19 protein-coding genes and 1 pseudogene are annotated in these 19,215 nt (G+C 59.8%); 14 read left to right on the top strand and 6 right to left on the bottom strand.

The genetic code is table 11. The features are described from left to right. The first annotated feature begins 64 nt into the window (after positions 1–64). The 12 genes and pseudogenes from K6117_RS05560 (at position 65) to tatC (ending at position 9,665) form a co-directional block, all read left to right on the top strand. On the top strand, positions 65–694 hold the full coding sequence (locus K6117_RS05560; RefSeq protein WP_221792686.1) for a histidine phosphotransferase family protein: 630 nt from the start codon (positions 65–67) through the stop codon (positions 692–694). A gap of 151 nt (positions 695–845) precedes the next feature. Further along, on the top strand, positions 846–1,049 hold the full coding sequence (gene rpmI / locus K6117_RS05555; protein ID WP_221792685.1) for a 50S ribosomal protein L35: 204 nt from the start codon (positions 846–848) through the stop codon (positions 1,047–1,049). A gap of 19 nt (positions 1,050–1,068) precedes the next feature. Continuing rightward, on the top strand, positions 1,069–1,434 hold the full coding sequence (gene rplT / locus K6117_RS05550; protein WP_221792684.1) for a 50S ribosomal protein L20: 366 nt from the start codon (positions 1,069–1,071) through the stop codon (positions 1,432–1,434). A gap of 400 nt (positions 1,435–1,834) precedes the next feature. Further along, positions 1,835–2,154: pseudogene (locus tag K6117_RS14420) on the top strand (GIY-YIG nuclease family protein). 92 nt (positions 2,155–2,246) lie between these two features. Beyond that, positions 2,247–3,326: a phenylalanine--tRNA ligase subunit alpha gene (pheS, locus tag K6117_RS05545; RefSeq protein WP_221792683.1), complete on the top strand. Its 1,080-nt coding sequence runs from the start codon at positions 2,247–2,249 to the stop codon at positions 3,324–3,326. Continuing rightward, positions 3,323–5,692, top strand: coding sequence for a phenylalanine--tRNA ligase subunit beta (gene pheT / locus K6117_RS05540; protein WP_221792682.1), 2,370 nt, complete (start codon positions 3,323–3,325; stop codon positions 5,690–5,692). Before pheS ends, pheT begins: the two co-directional genes overlap by 4 nt. Before the next feature lie 134 nt (positions 5,693–5,826). Continuing rightward, on the top strand, positions 5,827–6,843 hold the full coding sequence (nagZ, locus tag K6117_RS05535) for a beta-N-acetylhexosaminidase (protein WP_221792681.1): 1,017 nt from the start codon (positions 5,827–5,829) through the stop codon (positions 6,841–6,843). Then, positions 6,843–7,619 carry a segregation and condensation protein A gene (locus K6117_RS05530; RefSeq protein ID WP_221792680.1) on the top strand — a complete coding sequence of 259 codons (777 nt, stop codon included), beginning with the start codon at positions 6,843–6,845 and terminating at the stop codon, positions 7,617–7,619. Before nagZ ends, K6117_RS05530 begins: the two co-directional genes overlap by 1 nt. Then, positions 7,612–8,247, top strand: a complete 636-nt coding sequence (gene scpB / locus K6117_RS05525) for an SMC-Scp complex subunit ScpB (protein ID WP_281422093.1) — start codon at positions 7,612–7,614, stop codon at positions 8,245–8,247. Before K6117_RS05530 ends, scpB begins: the two co-directional genes overlap by 8 nt. A 23-nt stretch (positions 8,248–8,270) precedes the next feature. Continuing rightward, positions 8,271–8,495 carry a twin-arginine translocase TatA/TatE family subunit gene (locus K6117_RS05520; protein ID WP_221792679.1) on the top strand — a complete coding sequence of 75 codons (225 nt, stop codon included), beginning with the start codon at positions 8,271–8,273 and terminating at the stop codon, positions 8,493–8,495. Positions 8,496–8,518: 23 nt separating this feature from the next. Beyond that, on the top strand, positions 8,519–8,920 hold the full coding sequence (tatB, locus tag K6117_RS05515; RefSeq protein ID WP_221792678.1) for a Sec-independent protein translocase protein TatB: 402 nt from the start codon (positions 8,519–8,521) through the stop codon (positions 8,918–8,920). Between the two features lie 10 nt (positions 8,921–8,930). Beyond that, complete coding sequence (tatC, locus tag K6117_RS05510; RefSeq protein ID WP_221792925.1) at positions 8,931–9,665, top strand: twin-arginine translocase subunit TatC; 735 nt, start codon at positions 8,931–8,933, stop codon at positions 9,663–9,665. A gap of 23 nt (positions 9,666–9,688) precedes the next feature. Here tatC and gorA read toward each other — a convergent pair whose 3' ends face one another. Then, positions 9,689–11,035, bottom strand: a complete 1,347-nt coding sequence (gorA, locus tag K6117_RS05505) for a glutathione-disulfide reductase (RefSeq protein WP_221792677.1) — start codon at positions 11,033–11,035, stop codon at positions 9,689–9,691. Between the two features lie 19 nt (positions 11,036–11,054). Next, positions 11,055–12,200, bottom strand: a complete 1,146-nt coding sequence (gene tgt / locus K6117_RS05500) for a tRNA guanosine(34) transglycosylase Tgt (protein WP_221792922.1) — start codon at positions 12,198–12,200, stop codon at positions 11,055–11,057. Between the two features lie 90 nt (positions 12,201–12,290). On the opposite strand from tgt, the gene K6117_RS05495 reads away from it, so the two are divergent. Together K6117_RS05495 and K6117_RS05490 are read left to right on the top strand one after the other, a co-directional pair. Then, positions 12,291–13,079: a TSUP family transporter gene (locus K6117_RS05495; RefSeq protein WP_221792676.1), complete on the top strand. Its 789-nt coding sequence runs from the start codon at positions 12,291–12,293 to the stop codon at positions 13,077–13,079. Positions 13,080–13,274: 195 nt separating this feature from the next. Beyond that, entirely contained in the window at positions 13,275–14,891 is a 1,617-nt protein-coding gene (locus K6117_RS05490) for an ATP-binding protein (RefSeq protein WP_221792675.1), read from the top strand. A gap of 6 nt (positions 14,892–14,897) precedes the next feature. On the opposite strand, the gene K6117_RS05485 is transcribed toward K6117_RS05490, so the two are convergent. The 4 genes from K6117_RS05485 to K6117_RS05470 all read right to left on the bottom strand — a co-directional run bounded on the left by K6117_RS05485 (position 14,898) and on the right by K6117_RS05470 (position 19,125). Beyond that, positions 14,898–16,817: a PAS domain S-box protein gene (locus K6117_RS05485; protein ID WP_221792674.1), complete on the bottom strand. Its 1,920-nt coding sequence runs from the start codon at positions 16,815–16,817 to the stop codon at positions 14,898–14,900. 254 nt (positions 16,818–17,071) lie between these two features. Beyond that, the gene (locus K6117_RS05480) at positions 17,072–17,440 is read right to left on the bottom strand and encodes a PH domain-containing protein (RefSeq protein WP_221792673.1); all 369 of its coding nucleotides are present in this window, start codon (positions 17,438–17,440) and stop codon (positions 17,072–17,074) included. Positions 17,441–17,482: 42 nt separating this feature from the next. Continuing rightward, positions 17,483–18,511 (bottom strand): tRNA preQ1(34) S-adenosylmethionine ribosyltransferase-isomerase QueA, encoded by a 1,029-nt coding sequence (gene queA / locus K6117_RS05475; protein ID WP_221792672.1) that lies wholly within the window; start codon positions 18,509–18,511, stop codon positions 17,483–17,485. Beyond that, positions 18,511–19,125, bottom strand: a complete 615-nt coding sequence (locus tag K6117_RS05470) for a peptidylprolyl isomerase (RefSeq protein ID WP_221792671.1) — start codon at positions 19,123–19,125, stop codon at positions 18,511–18,513. Before K6117_RS05470 ends, queA begins: the two co-directional genes overlap by 1 nt. Between the last annotated feature and the right edge of the window lie 90 nt (positions 19,126–19,215).

Genomic DNA, 19,215 nt, shown 5'->3' with positions numbered 1-19,215 from the left:
CGGTTGCATATCGGCCTATGCCGCGCCAAAGAGTGGTTTCGTTTTGAACACAAGGGACAATTGCATGACTGACACCGGGATCGATTTTGCCAGCTTGCTGTGTTCGCGGTTGTGCCACGATCTGTTGAGCCCGGTGGGCGCGATCAACAACGGACTGGAATTGCTGGCGGATGAGCATGATCCCGATATGCGCGCGCGCTGCATGGAATTGCTCAATGAAAGCGCGCGGGCATCGGCGAACAAGCTGAAATTCTTTCGCCTTGCCTTTGGTGCGGCCGGTGGCTTTGCCGATCTGGTCGATGTGCGCGAGGCCAAGGCGGCAATTGAGGGACTGATCGGCGCGGACAGTCGCACGACATTGGGCTGGATGGTGTCGCAGCCGACATTGAGCAAGCCCGCGATCAAGACGTTGCTCAATCTGTCGCTGATCGCGTCCGATGCGCTGGTGCGCGGCGGGCAGCTGGATATTGCGGCGGAAGGCAGCGAAATCGTGATCCGCGCCTCCGGTCCGCGCATGATCCTTGATCCGGAATTGCGCACGGCGCTGGCGGGCGATACGGCGGCGGATGCGCTGACCCCCCGCGCAGCGGTGGCGTGGCTGGTGCATAATCTGATCCGCGATGCGGGTGCGACCTTCCAATTGTCGGAGCCGGAACCGACGGTTCTCGTGTTTGGCGTGTCGGGTTTGCAATAAAGCGCATTTGCTATCCGGGCTGGGGCGCGAAGAGTCGGTTCGCGCTTGCAGAATCGGTACGATCTGTTATTCGCCGCCGTTCCGAACGGATGGGCTGGCTCAAATGGGCTGCCATGTTCATCTCTGATCGGTTTACTGTAAGGAGACCAAAATGCCCAAGCTCAAGACCAAGAGCGGTGTGAAGAAGCGCTTCAAGATCACCGCAAATGGCAAGATCAAGCATGGCGTCGCTGGCAAGCGTCACCGTCTTATCAGCCATAATTCGAAATATATCCGCCAGAATCGCGGCACGTCTGTGCTGTCGGATGCCGATAGCCCCACAGTGAAGCTGTGGGCGCCGTACGGCCTGCGTTGAGATCGGGAGGATATAATTTATGGCACGCGTGAAACGGGGTGTTACCACCCACGCCAAGCATAAGCGGATTCTCGATCAGGCGAAGGGCTATTATGGCCGTCGCAAGAACACGATCCGTATCGCTCGTCAGGCCGTCGAAAAGGCCGGACAATACGCATATCGCGACCGTAAGGTTAAGAAGCGGTCCTTCCGTGGTTTGTGGATCCAGCGCATCAACGCTGCCGTCCGCATGGAAGGCCTGACCTATGGCGTGTTCATGCACGGCCTGAAGCTCGCCAACATCGAACTGGACCGGAAAGTCCTGGCCGATCTGGCAGTGAATGAAGCCGCTGCATTCAGCGCAATCGTTGCACAAGCCAAGGCGGCTTTGCCCCAGGCTGCGTAACGCGCACTGACTAGGTTACAAAAGGGGCGTCGAGGCAAATTGCTTCGGCGCCCCTTTTTGTTTGTTGGCGTGTCTGCTTATTTTCGTCAAACCTGCATAGTTAAACGTCATTTCTGGCCTCCTTTCATTCTTCCGTAGTCTCTTTTCCTCGTCATTCCCGCGAAGGCGGGAATCCAGATGCGCGGCGTTTGGAGGTTGGTTCGCAACTTGTCGGATGAGTGCTTCTGGATTCCCGCCTTCGCGGGAATGACGAGGAGGGGGCGGGAATGACGAGAAGAGGTTGACGGTGACGAGGGGCGGCGGGGATATAGAGATAGAGAGCTGGCGGTGACGAGGGGCGGAAATTGTGAGAAAAGAGTGGGAGTACCAGAAGAAGGGCGGACTTAGTGGAGTGTAAGCGTTGCGCGATGTGTTTCAACCGACCGTGTATTTGCTCGCCAATGGTCGCCACGGTACGCTGTATATCGGCGTGACCTCCACCTGATCCAGCGCCTGCATCAGCATCGGACATCCGTAACCCCCGGTTTTGCCAGTCGTTATGATATCAACCTCCTGGTCTGGTTCGAACAGCATGGGACAATGGAGTCCGCGATTCAGCGGGAGAAGCGCCTGAAAAAATGGTGCCGCGACTGGAAATTGCGCCTGATTGAGGCCGCTAACCCCGAATGGGTTGATCTCGCCATTGGATTAGGGTTTGAGCCTGTCGCAAAGAAGCCTTAAGGGGAACCCAAATTTCTCAACCCCTGTCATTCCCGCGCAGGCGTGAATGACGCGGTAGTTATATTGACGGAAAATCACTGGAATTATCCGAGATGAGCGAAATGACCGATCTTAAGGCCCAATTGCTGGCTGAAATTGCTGCGGCGACCTCGCTGGAAGCGCTGGACGCTGTGCGCGTGGCGGCGCTCGGCAAGCAGGGCAGCGTATCCGCATTGTTGAAGTCGCTGGGCGGCATGTCGCCGGACGAGCGGCAGGTGCAAGGTCCGTTGATCAATGGCCTGCGCGAGGCCGTGACCAATGCGATTGCCGACCGCAAGGCGGCGCTGGAAGGCGCGGCGTTGAATGCGCGGCTTGCGTCCGAGAAATTGGACATGACATTGCCTGCGCCCGCATTTCCCGCAGGATCGGTCCATCCGGTCAGTCAGGTGATGGACGAACTGGCGGAAATTTTCGCGGACCTTGGCTTTGCCGTCGCGACCGGGCCGGAAGTCGAAGATGACTGGCATAATTTCACCGCGCTCAATATCCCGGAAAGCCATCCGGCGCGCGCGATGCATGACACTTTCTATTTCCCCGATGAAGTTGATGGGAAAAAGATGCTGCTGCGGACCCATACATCGCCGGTGCAGATCCGCACGATGATGTCGCAAAAGCCGCCGTTCCGCATCATTGCGCCGGGGCGCGTCTATCGTTCGGATTCGGATGCGACCCACACGCCGATGTTCCATCAGATCGAAGGTCTGGTGATCGATCGCGGCATCCATATGGGCCATCTCAAATGGACGCTGGAAACGTTTCTCAAGGCCTTTTTCGAGCGCGATGATGTCGTGCTGCGGATGCGGCCCAGCTATTTCCCGTTCACCGAACCTTCGGCAGAGGTCGATGTCGGCTTCACCCGCGATAAATCGGGCCGCCGTGTGATCGGCGGATCGGAAGGCTGGATGGAGGTGCTCGGTTCCGGCATGGTTCATCCGAAGGTGATCGAAGCCTGTGGGCTGGACCCGAATGAATGGCAGGGCTTTGCCTTTGGCACCGGGGTCGACCGGTTGGCGATGCTGAAATACGGGATGGATGATTTGCGCGCATTTTTTGACGGCGATCTGCGCTGGCTGAAACATTATGGCTTTGCGGCGCTGGATGTGCCCACCTTGTCTGGGGGAGTGGGCGCATGAAGTTCACCCTGAGCTGGTTGAAAGAGCATCTCGATACGGATGCCGACATCAACGCCATTTCGGTCGCGCTGACGCAGATCGGGCTGGAAGTCGAGGGCATTGAGAATCCGGCGGAAAAGCTCGCGGGTTTCAAGGTTGCGAAGGTGTTGACCGCCGCGCCGCATCCGCAGGCCGATAAATTGCAGGTCTTGACCGTCGATGCGGGCGATGGCGCGTTGCAGGTTGTGTGCGGCGCACCCAATGCGCGCGCAGGCCTCATCGGCGTGTTCGGGATTGAGGGCGCGGTTGTCCCGGCCAATGGCATGGTGCTGCGTAAGGCCGCGATCCGTGGCGTTGAATCCAATGGCATGATGTGTTCGACCCGCGAACTAGAATTGGGCGAGGACCATGACGGCATTATCGAATTGCCGGAAAACGCGCCGATTGGTACGGATTTCGCCGATTATGCCGCGTTGAACGATCCGGTGATTGATGTGGCGATTACCCCCAATCGTCAGGATTGCATGGGTGTGCGCGGCATTGCCCGCGATCTTGCCGCCGCTGGTTTCGGCGGGTTGAAGCCACTCAATATCCCGCAGGTTGCCGCCATTTTCCCTTGCCCGATTGAGGTGCGGACCGATGATCTGCCGGGTTGTCCGGCTTTTTATGGCCGCGTCATCCGGGGCGTCACCAACGGCGCATCGCCCGATTGGATGCAGCGACGGTTGCAGGCCGTGGGTCAGCGCGCGATTTCCGCATTGGTCGACATCACCAATTATGTGATGCTCGATCATGGTCGCCCGAGCCATGCCTATGATCTGTCCACGTTGGCGGGGCCGGTGGTGGCGCGCAAGGCCAAGGACGGGGAGCGCGTGACCGCGCTCAATGGCAAGGAATATGCGCTGGACAGCAGCATGACCGTCATCGCCGATGCCAATGGCGTACATGACATTGCCGGGATCATGGGTGGCGAACATTCGGGGTGCAGCGACACGACGACCGATGTGTTGTTGGAGGTCGCCTATTTCGACCCGGATCATATCGCGCGTACCGGCCAGAGACTGGCGCTCGCATCCGATGCGCGCAGCCGGTTTGAACGTGGGGTGGACCCGGCGTTTCTCGATGAGGCGACGCAATTGCTGACCGGGCTGATCCTGTCGATTTGTGGTGGCGAGGCCTCCGAGATCGTCCGTTCCGGCCAGCCGCCTGAATTGGGCCGCACGATCCGCTATGACCCGCAATTGAGCGAGCGTCTGGGCGGTGTTGCGGTGCCGGACGCGCAGCAGCGCGCGATTTTGACGGGCCTTGGCTTCAAGATCGATGCGGGCTGGACGGTATCTGTGCCGAGCTGGCGGCGCGATGTCGATGGCGCGGCGGATCTGGTGGAAGAAGTGATCCGCGTGATCGGTCTCGACAATGTGCCGAGCACGCCATTGCCGCGCACTGAGGGCGTGGCCCGTCCGACGGCGACGCCGATGCAGATGGTGGAACGTCGCGCCCGGCGTGCGGCGGCGGCGCGTGGCCTGCAAGAGGCGATCACCTGGTCGTTTTTGCCGGAAGCGCAGGCGGCGGCTTTTGGCGGTGGGGTGTGGACATTGTCCAACCCGATTTCCGAAGATCTGAAGGTTATGCGGCCTTCGTTGTTGCCCGGCCTGTTGGCAGCGGCGCAGCGCAATGCCGACCGTGGCGCGGACAGCATTCGCCTGTTTGAAATCGGGCGGCGTTATCTGGCCGAGGGCGAGCGCCTGACATTGGGCGTGGTGCTGGCGGGCGAACGCAGCCCGCGTAACTGGCAACAGGGCAAGGCGCAGGGCTTTGACGCGTTCGATGCCAAGGCCGAGGCGCTGGCTTTGCTGGCGGCAGCCGGTGCGCCGGTCGATAATTTGCAGGTGATGGGTGAGGCGGGGGATCATTTTCACCCCGGCCAATCCGCGACATTGCGGCTGGGGCCAAAGACGGTGGTCGCGAGCTTTGGCGCGCTGCATCCGGCGACGGCCAAGACATTCGGGCTTGAAGGGCCGGTGGTCGCGATCGAGATTTATCTCGATGCCCTGCCGGTGAAAAAGTCCAAGGATGGCTTTATGCGTCCGGCCTATACCCCGCCTGCATTGCAGACGGTGCGGCGCGACTTTGCGTTCCTGATGCAGGCGGAAGAGCCGGTTGATGGGCTGTTGCGTGCGGTACGCGGCGCGGACAAGGTCAATATCGTCGCGGTGCGGCTGTTCGATCTGTTCACCGGCCAAGGCGTGGCGGAAGGGCAGAAATCAGTCGCCATCGAAGTGGCGTTGCAGCCGGTCGACAAGAGCTATGACGAGGCGGCGTTGAAGGCCATTTCGGAAAAGATTGTCGCCGCTGCCGTCAAGCAAGGGGCGACGTTGCGCGGGTAATCTCAATTGCGAGCGTGAGGAAAATGAGGCCAAGCTGGCGTTAATTGCCTGTCATGGCCGCATTGCCTTTGTGAATGGACCGCTTATGCTGGGCATCAGGCGGTCCGTCCAAATAGTCTTAATCGGGAAGAAATATGCAGCCGGTCATTTTTGGACTTGAGGGCGAGGTGCTGACGGAACGGGAGCGCGCCTTGTTTCGCGCCTCGAACCCGGCGGGTTATATTCTGTTCAAGCGCAATATTTCGGGCGAGGCGCAGTTGCGGGCGTTGACCGATAGCTTGCGCGAATTATCCGGGCGTAATGATGTGCCGATCCTGATCGATCAGGAAGGTGGCCGCGTTGCCCGGATGCAGCCGCCGATCTGGCCTGCATTTCCCAAGGCGGAATTGTTTGACCGGCTTTATGATGTCGCGCCGATTTCGGCGATTGAGGCGGCGCGGGCCAATGCGCGGGCGATTGCGTTGATGCTGCATCAGGCGGGCATCAATGTGAACTGCCTGCCGTTGCTCGATGTGCGCCAGCCCGATGCCCATGATATTATCGGGGACCGGGCCTTGGGCGCAGAGCCGCAGCGTATCGCCGCCATGGGGCAGGCGGTGTTGGACGGCATGGCATCGGCGGGCGTGGTCGGCATTATCAAACATATTCCCGGCCATGGCCGTTCATTCGCCGATAGCCATCTCGATCTGCCGGTGGTCGATGCCACTGCCGAAGAGCTGGAAATCGATCTTGCGCCGTTCATCGCGCTGCATGATGCGCCGATGGCGATGACCGCGCATATTGTTTACCCGGCATGGGATGCGGCGCGCTGCGCCAGCCTGTCGCCATTGGTGATTGCCGATATTATTCGCCAGCGGATCGGCTTTGACGGATTGCTGATGTCCGATGATCTGGGGATGAAGGCGTTGACCGGCAGCTTTGGCGAACGGGCCGAGGGCGTGGTGCGCGCGGGCTGCGATGTGGCGCTGCATTGTTCGGGCGATTTTGCCGAGATGGAGGCGATTGCCTTGGCCTTGGGCGAGATCAGCGATCTGGCGCATCTCCGGCTGGAACGGGCGATGGCGAGCGTGGTTGGGGCCGACCCCTTGGCGGGCGAGGATTTCGCCACCGTCACGGCCAAGCGCGATGCGCTATTGGCGCTGGTGGCCTGATGACGACGGCGTCCCTGTTTTTCGAGCAGGCGCCGGACACGAGCGACGTTGAGCGACTGGTGATCGAGGTTGGCGGCTGGGAAGGGCCGCTTGATCTGTTGCTGACATTGGCGCGCAATCAAAAGGTCGATTTGCGCGAAATTTCGATTTTGGCTTTGGTCGATCAATATCTGAACTTCATCCGGGATGCGAAGCAACTGCGGCTCGAACTCGCGGCGGATTATCTCGTGATGGCGGCGTGGCTGGCCTATTTGAAATCCGGCCTGTTGTTGCCGCGCCCGGCGGATATTGATCCGGACCCGGAAGAATTGGCGATGCGCCTGCAATTGCGGTTGCAGCGGCTGGATGCGATGCGCGAGGCGGGCGCGCGGTTGATGGGGCGTGATCGGCTGGAGCGCGATGTCTTTCTGCGCGGGGTGCCAGAGGGGGTGCGGACCCTGCGTAAAACGGCGTGGGATGCGTCTTTATATGATCTGATTGCGGCCTATGGCCATTTGCGGGCGCGGGCCGAACCGCCGGTGCATTTCGTGCGGGTCCGCAATGTCATGCCATTGGATGAGGCGATTGAGCGGGTCGGGCGATTGGTCGGGGCGCAGATCAACTGGGCCGAAATCGGGGTGTTCCTGCCTGCGGATAAAGATCCGGCCTATCGCCGGTCGGCGCTGGCGTCGTCCTTTGTCGCGGCGCTGGAACTCGCGCGATTGGGGCGGGTCGAACTGGCGCAGGACGGGGCGTTTACGCCGTTGATGATTCGTAAGGGCCAGAATTATGGCTGAGGAAATGACATTCGAGGACGGCGGTGAAGCATTGGATGGCTTGCCGATCGGCCTGCCGGAAGAGGCGCGGTTGCGGGCGTTGGAGGCGTTGCTGTTCGCCGCGCAAGAACCGATGTCGCAGGCGGATATTGCCCGTCATTTGGGAGAATTGCCGGGGCTGATGGCCTCATTACGCAGCCTTGCGGCGCATTATGCCGGGCGCGGGATCAATCTGGTCGAACGCGGCGGCAAATGGCATTTCCAGACGGCGGGCGATCTGGCGCATTTACTACGGCGCGAGCGCGAGGAACCGCGCAAATTGTCGCGGGCCGCGATCGAGACGCTCGCGATCATCGCTTATCATGAACCGGTGAGCCGGGGCGAGATTGAGGCTATTCGCGGGGTGCAGATTTCAAAAGGCACGCTGGATGTGCTGTTGGAGGCGGGCTGGGTGCGTCCGGCAGGAAGGCGCGAAAGCCCCGGCAGGCCGTTATTATATGCGACCACCGCTGGGTTTCTGGCGCATTTCGGCCTTGTGTCACGGCGCGACCTGCCGGGGATTGAGGATTTGAAGGCGGCGGGCTTGCTTGATCCGGTGGATGAGACAGTGATGCAACTCGCGCTGGAAAGCCGCGCCGAGGAAGAGTAGAGAGAGACAAAGGAGTTTTCCGAATGGGTAGTTTCAGCATCTGGCATTGGTTGGTCGTCGGCATTCTGGTGATGCTGTTGTTCGGCAAGGGCCGGTTTTCCGATATGATGGGCGATGTCGCCAAGGGCATTAAAGCGTTCAAAAAAGGCATGTCCGAAGAGGAAGAAACGACCAAGCAGGTCGATGCTCCGCCCGTCGTGCCGCCGGTGATCGAAAATAGCAAAACGCGCGAAGAGCAATCGCGTTGATTTTTTCGGCATAGGCCCGGTCCATGTTTGATGTGGCTTCGTCGGAACTGTTGATGGTGGCAGTGGTCGCGCTGGTCGTGATTGGCCCCAAGGATTTGCCGCGCGTGATGCGTGTGGTTGGTCATTGGCTGGGCAAGGCGCGCGGCGTGGCCCGGCATTTTCGCGCGGGCATGGATGAAATGATCCGCCAATCGGAAATGGACGATCTGAACCGCAAATGGGCCGAACAGAATGAACGGATCATGCGCGAACATCCGATGACGGATGCCGAGCGTGATGCATTGGCGGATGCCGATCCGGTGATGACACCCCGGCCTGATTTGATTGCGCCGCCGCCCGTTGTCGCTCCGGTCGCAGACGATGCCGATGTCGCCGATGTTGCGCCCGTGACGCCCGCTGATCCTTCAGCCCGCCAAGAAGGTTGAACCTGCCTTGATCGACGATCTTGATGAATCCAAGGCGCCATTGCTTGAACATCTGGTGGAGCTGCGCAACCGGTTGTTGTGGAGTTTCGGCGCGTTGGCCGTGGCCTTTGGCGTGTGCATGTATTTTTCCAAGCCGATCTTCACGATCCTCGTGCGTCCCTTGCTGATGGCCGGGCAGGGCAAGCTGATTTACACCGACATTTTCGAGGCGTTTTTCGTTGAATTGAAGGTCGCGTTTTTCGCGGCGTTGATGCTCGCGTTTCCGGTATTTGCGATTCAGGCGTGGAAGTTCATTGCGCCCGGTCTTTATGCCAAGGAAAAGCGCGCGTTTCTCCCGTTTTTGCTGTTGACGCCGATCCTGTTCGGGCTTGGGGCGTCGCTCGCGTATTTCTTTGCCATGCCGGTCGCGCTGCATTTCCTGCTTGGCTATCAGGGCAATTTCGGCGGCGTGACATCCGAGGCCTTGCCCGCGATTGGCAATTATCTCGATTTCGTGACCAAGTTCATTTTCGGCTTTGGCGTGGCGTTTTTGCTGCCGGTGTTGCTGGTGCTGCTGGAAATGACCGGCATCGTGACGCGCCAGCAACTGTCATCCGGGCGGCGCTATGCGATTGTCGGGGCGTTTGCGGTCGCGGCAGTGCTGACCCCGCCCGATGTTGTGTCGCAGCTGTTGCTCGCGGTGCCGCTGATCATCTTGTACGAGCTGGCGTTGATCGGGATCTGGTTTAACGAAAAGCGTAGGTGATTTTTTTGGGGGGGCGTCCCCCCTTATTTCATCAATACCAGTTCTTCGGCCATGCTGGGGTGCAGCGCCATGGTGTCGTCGAACGCCTGCTTATTGAGGCCCGCTTTGACCGCAATCGCGGCGGCTTGCAGGATTTCTGACGAGTCCGGGCCGATCAGATGCAGGCCGACAACCTGTTCATCCGGCCCGGCGGTGATCATTTTATACAGGCCGCGTTCCTGCCTGCCGGAGACGACATTCTTCATCGGGCGGAAGTCGGATTTATAGATTTTGATCCCATCGCCATATTGGGCGCGGGCGTCTTCTTCGGTGAGGCCAACACCCGCAAGCGGCGGGCTGCTGAACACGGCGGTCGGGATCGCGTCATAATCGACGGTGCGCGGATTGTTACCGAAGACCGTATCGGCAAAGGCATGACCCTCGCGGATTGCGACCGGGGTGAGTTGCACCCGGTTGGTGACATCGCCGACCGCATAGATGCTGGCCACATTGCTGCGGTTATGGGCGTCGACGATAATCGCGCCTGACTTGTCCACCGCCACGCCCGCATGTTCGAGGCCGAGTCCTTGGGTTTTCGGGCTGCGGCCAATGGCGAACAGGACCATGTCGGTTTCGATCTGGCCTTGATCCCCGCCATCGACGATGAGGCTGTTATCCTCCTGTTTGGCGATGCCCTGCAACGGGAAGTCGAAGCGCACATCTACGCCCTTGGCGGTTGTCATCGCGACGAGCCGGTCGACGATTTCCGTATCATAGCCGCGCAGCATCCGGTCGCCACGGGTGACAAGTGTCACCTCCACGCCAAACGCATGGAGGATGCCCGCGAATTCATTGGCGATATAGCCCGCGCCCGCGATCACCGCGCGCTTGGGCAGGGCGTCCAAGTGAAAGACCTCGTTCGAGGTGATGCCATATTCGGCCCCCGGTACGTTCGGGATCGTCGGCCAGCCGCCAACGGCCACGAGAATGACCTTCGCCGTCACGGTCTTGCCGGAGGTGAGCGTCACCTCATGCGGGCCGGAGATGGTTGCGCGTTCGGGGAAGAGGGTGACATGATTGTTGTTGAGCGTCTGGGTATACAGACCCTCCAGCCGGGTTACATCATCCAGCACGACATCGCGCAATCGCGGCCAGTTGAAGCTCGCACCCTGAATGTCCCAGCCGAAACGGGCCGCATCATGCACATCTTCGGCGAAATGCGCGCCATAGACCAGCATCTTTTTCGGGACGCAGCCGCGAATGACGCAGGTGCCGCCGACGCGATGTTCTTCGGCCACCGCGACCTTGGCGCCATGCGAGGCGGCAATGCGGGAGGCGCGGACGCCGCCCGAACCGGCGCCGATGATGAACAGGTCAAAGTCGAAGGACATGGGGTTTAGCCTTGGTCGGTTATGCGGCGGACCGCTTGTAATGCAGGCGGAAATTATCCGCGAATGCCGTGAGGGTGCCGGATGCAATCGCATCGCGCAAGCCCTGCATCAGCGACTGGTAGAACCAGATATTATGCTGGGTCATCAGCATCGCGCCGAGAATTTCGCCCGAACGGATCAAGTGATGGAGATAGGCGCGCGAAAAGCGGGTGCAGGCCGGACAGCCGCAACGTTCATCCAGCGGGGACATGTCTTCGGCATGTTTCGCGTTGCGGATGTTGACCGGGCCATTCCATGTAAACGCCTGCCCATTGCGGCCAGACCTTGTCGGCAGCACGCAATCGAACATATCGACGCCGCGTTCGACCGCGCCGACAATGTCATCCGGCTTGCCCACGCCCATCAGATAGCGCGGCTTTTCATCCGGCAATTGACCCGGTGCGTAATCGAGCACGCCGAACATCGCCTCTTGCCCCTCGCCCACCGCAAGGCCGCCAATCGCATAGCCGTCAAAACCGATGTCGATCAGCGCCTCTGCCGAATGCTGGCGGAGCTGCTGATCGAGCGAACCTTGCTGGATGCCGAACAGGGCGGATCGCGCCGCATGTTCGGTGCCGCTGTCGAACCCGTCGCGCGACCTTTTGGCCCAGCGCATCGAGCGTTCCATTGATCGCGCGGCCTCATCCGGAGTCGCGCCGTTTTTGGTGCATTCGTCAAAGGCCATGACAATATCGGAGCCGAGCAGGCGCTGAATTTCCATCGAGCGTTCGGGCGAGATCATGTGCCTCGAGCCATCGAGATGGCTTTGGAAGGCGACGCCCTCTTCGCTCATCTTGGTGAGGGCCGACAGGCTCATCACCTGATAGCCGCCGCTGTCCGTCAGGATCGGGCGATCCCAGTCCATGAAACGATGCAATCCGCCCAGCCGCGCCATGCGTTCCGCGCCGGGGCGGAGCATCAGATGATAGGTATTGCCCAGAATGATATCCGCGCCTGCCGCGCGCACCTCTTCCGGGCGCATCGCCTTGACGGTCGCGGCGGTGCCGACCGGCATGAAGGCGGGGGTGCGGATCTCGCCGCGCCGCATCTGGATGACGCCCGTGCGGGCCTTGCCATCGCGGGCGTGGATGTCGAACTGGAAACGGGGTGGTGTGGCGCTATTCATGGCGCTTGGTCCTGCGACAAGCGGATAAGGCATGGCAAGTGAAAAGCGACGCGCTTGATTTGTGATGCTGGTCATGCAAGGCGCGCATACATGGAAATCGGTTGGGACATTATCGCGCTGTTGAGCCTGGTCGGGCTGTGCGCAGGCTTTATCGACAGCATCGCAGGGGGCGGTGGCCTGATCGCGCTGCCCGCGATTTTGGCGACCGGCATGTCGCCTTTGGCCGCGCTTGGCACCAATAAGGCGCAGTGTATTTTCGGCACGATTACCGCGACCTATCGCTTTGCCAAGGCCGGGTTGGTCGAATGGCGCTATATCACGCCCGCGATTATCGGCGCGGCGGTCGGTGCCTGTATCGGGGTATGGGCGGTGCAGAGCGTCAGCCCGGGCGGCCTGAAATTCGTGATTCCGTTGTTGCTGTTGTTGGCGGCAGGGTATTTTCTGTTTTCGCCACGGATGCATGATGAGGATGCGCATCGCCGTTTGTCCACGCGTGGATTTACGGTGGCGGCGGCGGGCCTTGGTTTTTACGATGGCTTCTTTGGGCCGGGCGCGGGCAGTTTTTACACCGCCGGTTTGGTCGCCTTATATGGCATGGGCCTGACCCGCGCGACCGCGCATACCAAAGTGCTGAACATGACCAGCAATGTGATCGCGACAGTGGCCTTTTCGATTGCGGGCTATCCTGTCTGGAAAGTCGGCATCGCGATGGGGCTGGGACAGATCGCGGGCGCGTGGATCGGCACGCATTATGCCGTCCGCCATGGGGCGAAGGTGATCCGCCCGTTGATCATTATCGTGTCCTTGGGCCTGACCTTGCGCTTGTTGCTCGATCCGGAAAATCTGCTGCGTCAATTCGTGGTGGAGCGGTTTCTATAGGTCTTGAACCTCGGTTGCGGCATCGCGGCGCGCACAGCCTAAATTGATCCTTCCATTTAATTAATTAATAATTACAACGGGCGAGGCGGTGATAAAGCCGCGTCACGGGTCGTTGCAGAAACGGGTCGCCATCTGTTGGCGAGGCCCCTTTGATGCGCGCACCCATCTGATAAGAATAACCATAAAGGCTGCACTATGTCCCTGAGCACGACCGAACGCGATGAACTTGGCATTGTCCTTGATATCAGCGGGAACAAGGTCATCTGCCGGTTGGATGTGGCGACATTGGTGGCATTGCGCGCGGCGGCGGGCGAGGCGGAACGCGCGGCGACATCGGTTGGCGGCCATGTCAAAATCGCGCTGGCGGATGTGTGGCTGCTTGGTACGCTGACCGAAATCAATATGGATCGGGTCGATCACCATTCGGTGATCGCGGAGGTCGACTTTATCGGTGAAGGCGACCGGGGCGATGATGGCAGGCTGGTCAATTTCCGCCGTGGCGTGACCCTATACCCGCATCCGGGCGACCGGGTGTTTCTGGCCGCTCAGGATGATCTCAGCCTTGCCTTTGCCCCGCGCGACCGCGCCCATATCGAGGTGGGGACGGTCTATCCGACCGCCGATGTCCGTGCGTCGATTGAATATGACAAATTGCTCAGCCGCCATTTCGCGGTGGTCGGCTCCACCGGTACGGGCAAATCGACCACGGTCGCGCTGATCCTGCATCGGATCATATCGGCAGCCCCCCAAGGGCATATTGTGATGCTCGACCCGCATGGCGAATATGCTGCGGCCTTTGGTTCGGTCGGCAAGGTGTGGAATGTCGACAATCTTCAGATCCCTTATTGGGTGATGAACCTGCGGGAACATTGCGAAGCCTTTATCGCCGCATCGGATGACCGGATGGCGATTGATGTGAACATCATGGCGAAATGCCTGTTGAAGGCGCGCACCAAGAATTACATGCTGGAAGATGCGAGCAAGATCACGGCGGATAGCCCGATCCCCTATTTGCTGAGCGACCTGATCGAGGCATTGCAGGATGAAATGAGCCGTCTCGACAAGCAGGCGGAGACCTATCGCTATATGCGGCTGCGGCTCAATATCGAGCAATTCTTCTCTGACCGCCGTTTCTCATTCATCTTCAATGCCCAGCTTCGCAATAATTCGATGACGCAGCTGATTTCGGACTTGTTGCGCTTTCCCACCGATGATCGGCCGATTTCGATTATCGATCTGGCAGGCGTGCCATCGGAGATTGTCAAAGTGGTGGTATCGACCGTGTCGCGCCTGATCTTTGATTATGCCGTATGGGCACCGCGCGAACGGCGGTTGCCGGTGCTGTTGGTGTGCGAAGAGGCACAGCGCTACCTCCCGTCGCGTCATCCGGGCGCGACCCTGTCTGCCGAGCGGCAGCTTGAACGCATCGCCCGCGAGGGACGCAAATATGGCGTGTCCTTGGGGCTGATCACCCAACGGCCATCGGAATTATCGGATGTGGCCTTGTCGCAATGCGGGACCATCATCGCGATGCGGCTCAACAATGTGCGCGATCAGGATTATATCCGCGACAGCCTGCCGGAAGGGGCGCGCAGCTTTATCGACACCATCCCGGCGTTGCAGAACCGCGAATGCATCATGTGCGGCGAGGGCGTGCCGGTGCCGGTGCGAGTCCGGCTGGATACGCTGGAGGCGGATTTGAAGCCTGCATCCGAAGACCCGATCTTCTCCGACCTATGGAATCAGCGGCAGGATGATAATGATCTGGTCGTTGAAACGGTCAGCCGTTGGCGGGGTGAAGGCCAAGACTGACATAGCTCAGGAATTGGCGCTGCTCTCGCTGTCGATATTGGTCGGCAGGGATTCGATCAGTTCGAATATCTGCGCATTATGCGGGCCGACCGCATAGGCCCAAAGATGCCGCGCCGGGTCGTTGCCGGTATAGGTGTCCAGCAGTTGCTGCACCTTGTGGCGGCTGGCGCCCGTATCATGCGCGACCTGTTGGATCAGGTCCATCTTGCCGCTGATGCCGGATCGGATGCAGGTTTCAATCGCGGCGAGGATAGGTATGTCCGTGGCCGGTAGATCGACATGGCTTTCCTGTTGGGGCGTTGTATGGGCGGGTTGCGCTTGCAGGTCGGCATAAGAGATGTCGCCGCTTAAGGGATGGCTGATCGCGGCTTCCTCCACCTTGAGATCAACCAATATACCGACAAGCCCGGCAGGCCGGCCATTGCTATCGTTGAAACCGTTCAGCCGATAGATCGTCTCGTGCAATTCGCCTGCCGCATCGGGGATACGCATTTTTGAAACGAAACTGCCGCCATTTTTCAAAATATGGGCGTTGGCCTCATGATAGATGGCGCGATCTTCCAGCGGCAACAGCTCGAAATCCAACACCGTCTTGCCGAGCAGATTTTCTGCCTTGATCCCGAAATAATCAAGATAGGCCTGATTGAACCCCTGATAACGGCCATCCAGCCCTTTCAGGAAAATCGGATAGGGAATGGTGTTGAGCAGCACCTGTTGGAACGATAATTGATCGGCCAATGATTGTTCATATTGCTTGCGCTGGCTGATGTCGCGCACGGCGACCAGCACGCTGGCGGGGCGATCTTCGACCGCGGGGATGATGCGGAGTGCCTGTTCGATCGGGAATTCGACACCGGCCTTGCTGAAACCGCGAAAGTCGCCGGTCATTTGTCCCAGCCCGACATTTTGCCCGCGCTGCATGAACTGGTTGCGCAGATCGGCATGGCGGAGGCGGACATCGGGCGGGGTCAGCAAGTCGATATTCTTGCCGATCAATTCGCCCCGATCATAGCCGAATAATTGATGAGCCTTGGTATTGGCCCGCAGGATCACGCCATCGCTGCTGACCACGAATAATGCGTCGGGAAAGAAATCGACGATGCGGCGATACCAGCTTTCCGAGCGCTGATGGATCAGGCGCTGGTTATCAAGCTGATACATCGACACGCCGAACCCCTGCAAGGCGCGGGCGAGTTCGCCCAGCTCGGACGGCTCGTTGCGATAGTCGAATTCTACGCTACGGTCGCCCTTGGCGAGGCGCGTCGCCTGTTCAATCAGGGTCAGCAGCGGGACAATCAGTTTCTGACGGTAAAAACCGACCAACGTCACCAGTACCACCAACAGATTCAAGCCCACCACCAGACTGGCATTGGCAATGGTCAAATCGCGCTTGTTGCCCAATGACGCACTTTTGGTGTTGAGCCGTTGCTGGATCAGGCGATGGACGTTGCTGATCTGGCTGATCGCGGCAAAGCTCAGATCATCATGGGCCCGGCCCTGCAACAGCATGGTTGCGCGCGCGCGGTCACCGGATTTGAACGCGGTAATAGCCTGCGCCTCTATTGCCACCGCCTGATCGGCGGTGCGACGCGCGCGATCCAGCGCGGTGCGTTCGGTTTCGGTCAATTCATGTTGCGCGAACTGTTTGATGCCGCTCGTCCAAGCGGGGGCGATTTTCTGGCGCGCAGAATTGAACGCGGCTTCAAATTGCGCATCGCCTGTCGCGACAAAAGCGCGGGCGGCAGTGCCGGTATCGACTGTGAGGCTGGTCAGATTGCCCGCCACAGTCGCGCTATCGAACATCGCGGCGGCAATGTCCCGGCGTTGGTGAGAAATATGGATCACGAACAACACGCTGAACGCCGAAACGAGCGTCAGGAGAATATTGATGAGTGCAATGATGCCGCTTGCTTGCCTGAGCCTCATAACTCTCCCCGCCATAGAATTGATGAGAGAAGGACGCATGTGAACGCACACAGTTACAAGACTTATTCCGGCGATGGTGCAGCCGAGGCCATAATAGACCGCAGCAAGACACCATGACAGCTACGACAAGTTTAAACTTATTAAACCACAATCCGTTGCCATACCAATGAAATTCGACATGAAAAGGGTGGAGACGAGTTGCCGAACCGGGTTCAGCCTCTCGCCTCCACAACCACAAAACACCAAAGATCGGGTTACAGCGTTGCCCGCGCGATCAGGTTGGAAATTTCGACCATGTTGGTCTTGCCGGTGAATTCGAACTTCACCTTGCCGAGCGCCGAAAAATAGATTTCCAGCTCCGCATCGAGATCGAACGTCCCCGCCGTTTCCACCGAAAAGGCGACGATATTTTTATAGGGCAGTGAGGTGAAGTCCTTCTTGCTGCCGGTGATGCCCTGCACATTGACGGCGATGATCCGGCGGTCGGTAAACACCACCCCATCGCGAAAAGACTTATACGCGCCCAATACCCGCTCGCCATCGATCAATAGCGCACCGACGATGCGCTGATATTCGTCATTTTGCTTCAGTTTGAAGACGGTCTTGTTGTTGAAATCAATCACTTTACGCTCCCATTTATATGGGGCGGTTATGCGAAACGGGGACTAGGCTGGCAACAACAAACTCGCATCGCCATAGCTGTAGAAACGATAGCCGTCCGCAATCGCATGGGCATAGGCCGCCTGCATCCGTTCCCGGCCCATCAGCGCGCTCACCAGCATGAATAATGTCGATTTGGGGAGGTGGAAGTTGGTCATTAATCCGTCAATCGCGCGGAAACGATAGCCGGGGGTGATGAAGATCGCCGTGTCGCCCGCGAATGGCTGGATGATGCCGTCTTCGCCCGTCGCGCTTTCCAATAAGCGCAGCGACGTCGTGCCGACCGCGATGATGCGGTGGCCCGCGCGGTGGACTTCGTTCAGGCGCTCGGCAGTGTCGGGTTCGATCCGGCCCCATTCGGCGTGCATCTGGTGGTCGGTCGTGTTATCGACCTTGACCGGCAGGAACGTGCCCGCGCCGACATGGAGCGTCAGGGTTTCATGCCGCACCCCGCGTGCCGCCAGTTGCGCCATCAGCCGATCAGTGAAATGCAGCGCGGCGGTGGGGGCGGCGACGGCGCCTGCCTCGCGCGCGAACATCGTCTGGTAATCCTCCAGATCGCGCGCATCGGTCGGGCGCTTGCCCGCGATATAGGGCGGCAAGGGCATCGTGCCCGCGCGTTCCAGCAGGATTTCGACCGGTTCTTCCCCGTCGAAGCTGAGGAGGAAGCTGCCGTCTTCTGCCCGGTCGCTGGCCAAGGCGGTGACGCCCTGTCCGAAATCGATCCGGTCGCCGTCATGCAGCCTTTTGGCGTTACGGATAAAGGCGCGCCAGCCGCGCAGGCCTTCGCGCTTGTGCAAGGTTGCGCCGATTTTCGCTTCGCCGCGCGTGCCTTGCAATTGCGCGGGAATGACGCGGGTGTCGTTGAACACGAGGCAATCGCCAGGGCGTAGCCAATCGGGCAGGTCCGATACCGATTGGTCGGATGTGGCGTCGCCGTTCAGCACCAGCATCCGCGCGGAGTCGCGCGGGCTGGCGGGCCGGAGCGCGATCCGCTCCGGCGGCAGCTCGAAATCAAACAGGTCGACGCGCATTATTGGGGCGGTGCGGCTTCTGCTGGGGTAGGAGCTGGCGCGGCTTCCGGTGCAGGGGAGGCTTCCGGCGCAGCGGCCACGGGCGTGGCGACTATTACCGGTGCAGGCGCGGCAAGCGGTGCGTCCGGCATCCATGCGCGGACGATCTTGGACGGATTGGCAGGCGGTTCGCCCTTGGCAATCGCATCGACGAACTGCATCCCGCTGATCACCCGGCCAAGCGCGGAGTATTTGCCATCGAGGCGGAAGTTCGGGGCGAGCATGATGAAGAACTGGCTATTAGCGCTGTCCGGGCTTTCGGCGCGGGCCATCGACATGGTGCCACGGAAATGGGGGAGGTCGTTAAACTCCGCCTTCAGATCGGGGAGGTCGGAACCGCCAATACCAGTGCCGGTCGGATCACCGGTCTGGGCCATGAAGCCTTCGATCACGCGGTGGAAAATCTGGCCATTGTAAAAGCCGCGATTGGCGAGGATGCGGATACGATCCACATGCGCCGGGGCCTTATCAGGACGCAGCAGAATATCCACGGTGCCACCGGTCGACAATTCGAGATGCAGGACATTCGCCTGATCAATTGCCGGGGCGGTGGGCGCGGGGGCGCTTTGGGCCATAGCCGTGGCACTGCCGAGCGACAGGGCGAAAATTGTTAAGAGCGAGCTAATCCACTTCACGGGCGGTGCTTTCTATCTGTCGTTATTTGG

The sequence above is a fragment of the Alteraquisediminimonas sediminicola genome, from assembly GCF_019740335.1.
Lineage (GTDB): Bacteria > Pseudomonadota > Alphaproteobacteria > Sphingomonadales > Sphingomonadaceae > Alteraquisediminimonas > Alteraquisediminimonas sediminicola.
This window is presented reverse-complemented; position numbering and strand designations above follow the sequence as displayed.

Coding starts and splice junctions, on each gene's coding strand:
- K6117_RS05560 (WP_221792686.1), top strand. CDS start 65: ATGACTGACACCGGGATCGATTTTGCCAGCTTGCTGTGTTCGCGGTTG.
- rpmI (WP_221792685.1), top strand. CDS start 846: ATGCCCAAGCTCAAGACCAAGAGCGGTGTGAAGAAGCGCTTCAAGATC.
- rplT (WP_221792684.1), top strand. CDS start 1,069: ATGGCACGCGTGAAACGGGGTGTTACCACCCACGCCAAGCATAAGCGG.
- pheS (WP_221792683.1), top strand. CDS start 2,247: ATGAGCGAAATGACCGATCTTAAGGCCCAATTGCTGGCTGAAATTGCT.
- pheT (WP_221792682.1), top strand. CDS start 3,323: ATGAAGTTCACCCTGAGCTGGTTGAAAGAGCATCTCGATACGGATGCC.
- nagZ (WP_221792681.1), top strand. CDS start 5,827: ATGCAGCCGGTCATTTTTGGACTTGAGGGCGAGGTGCTGACGGAACGG.
- K6117_RS05530 (WP_221792680.1), top strand. CDS start 6,843: ATGACGACGGCGTCCCTGTTTTTCGAGCAGGCGCCGGACACGAGCGAC.
- scpB (WP_281422093.1), top strand. CDS start 7,612: ATGGCTGAGGAAATGACATTCGAGGACGGCGGTGAAGCATTGGATGGC.
- K6117_RS05520 (WP_221792679.1), top strand. CDS start 8,271: ATGGGTAGTTTCAGCATCTGGCATTGGTTGGTCGTCGGCATTCTGGTG.
- tatB (WP_221792678.1), top strand. CDS start 8,519: ATGTTTGATGTGGCTTCGTCGGAACTGTTGATGGTGGCAGTGGTCGCG.
- gorA (WP_221792677.1), bottom strand. CDS start 11,035: ATGTCCTTCGACTTTGACCTGTTCATCATCGGCGCCGGTTCGGGCGGC.
- tgt (WP_221792922.1), bottom strand. CDS start 12,200: ATGAATAGCGCCACACCACCCCGTTTCCAGTTCGACATCCACGCCCGC.
- K6117_RS05495 (WP_221792676.1), top strand. CDS start 12,291: ATGGAAATCGGTTGGGACATTATCGCGCTGTTGAGCCTGGTCGGGCTG.
- K6117_RS05490 (WP_221792675.1), top strand. CDS start 13,275: ATGTCCCTGAGCACGACCGAACGCGATGAACTTGGCATTGTCCTTGAT.
- K6117_RS05485 (WP_221792674.1), bottom strand. CDS start 16,817: ATGAGGCTCAGGCAAGCAAGCGGCATCATTGCACTCATCAATATTCTC.
- queA (WP_221792672.1), bottom strand. CDS start 18,511: ATGCGCGTCGACCTGTTTGATTTCGAGCTGCCGCCGGAGCGGATCGCG.
- K6117_RS05470 (WP_221792671.1), bottom strand. CDS start 19,125: ATGGCCCAAAGCGCCCCCGCGCCCACCGCCCCGGCAATTGATCAGGCG.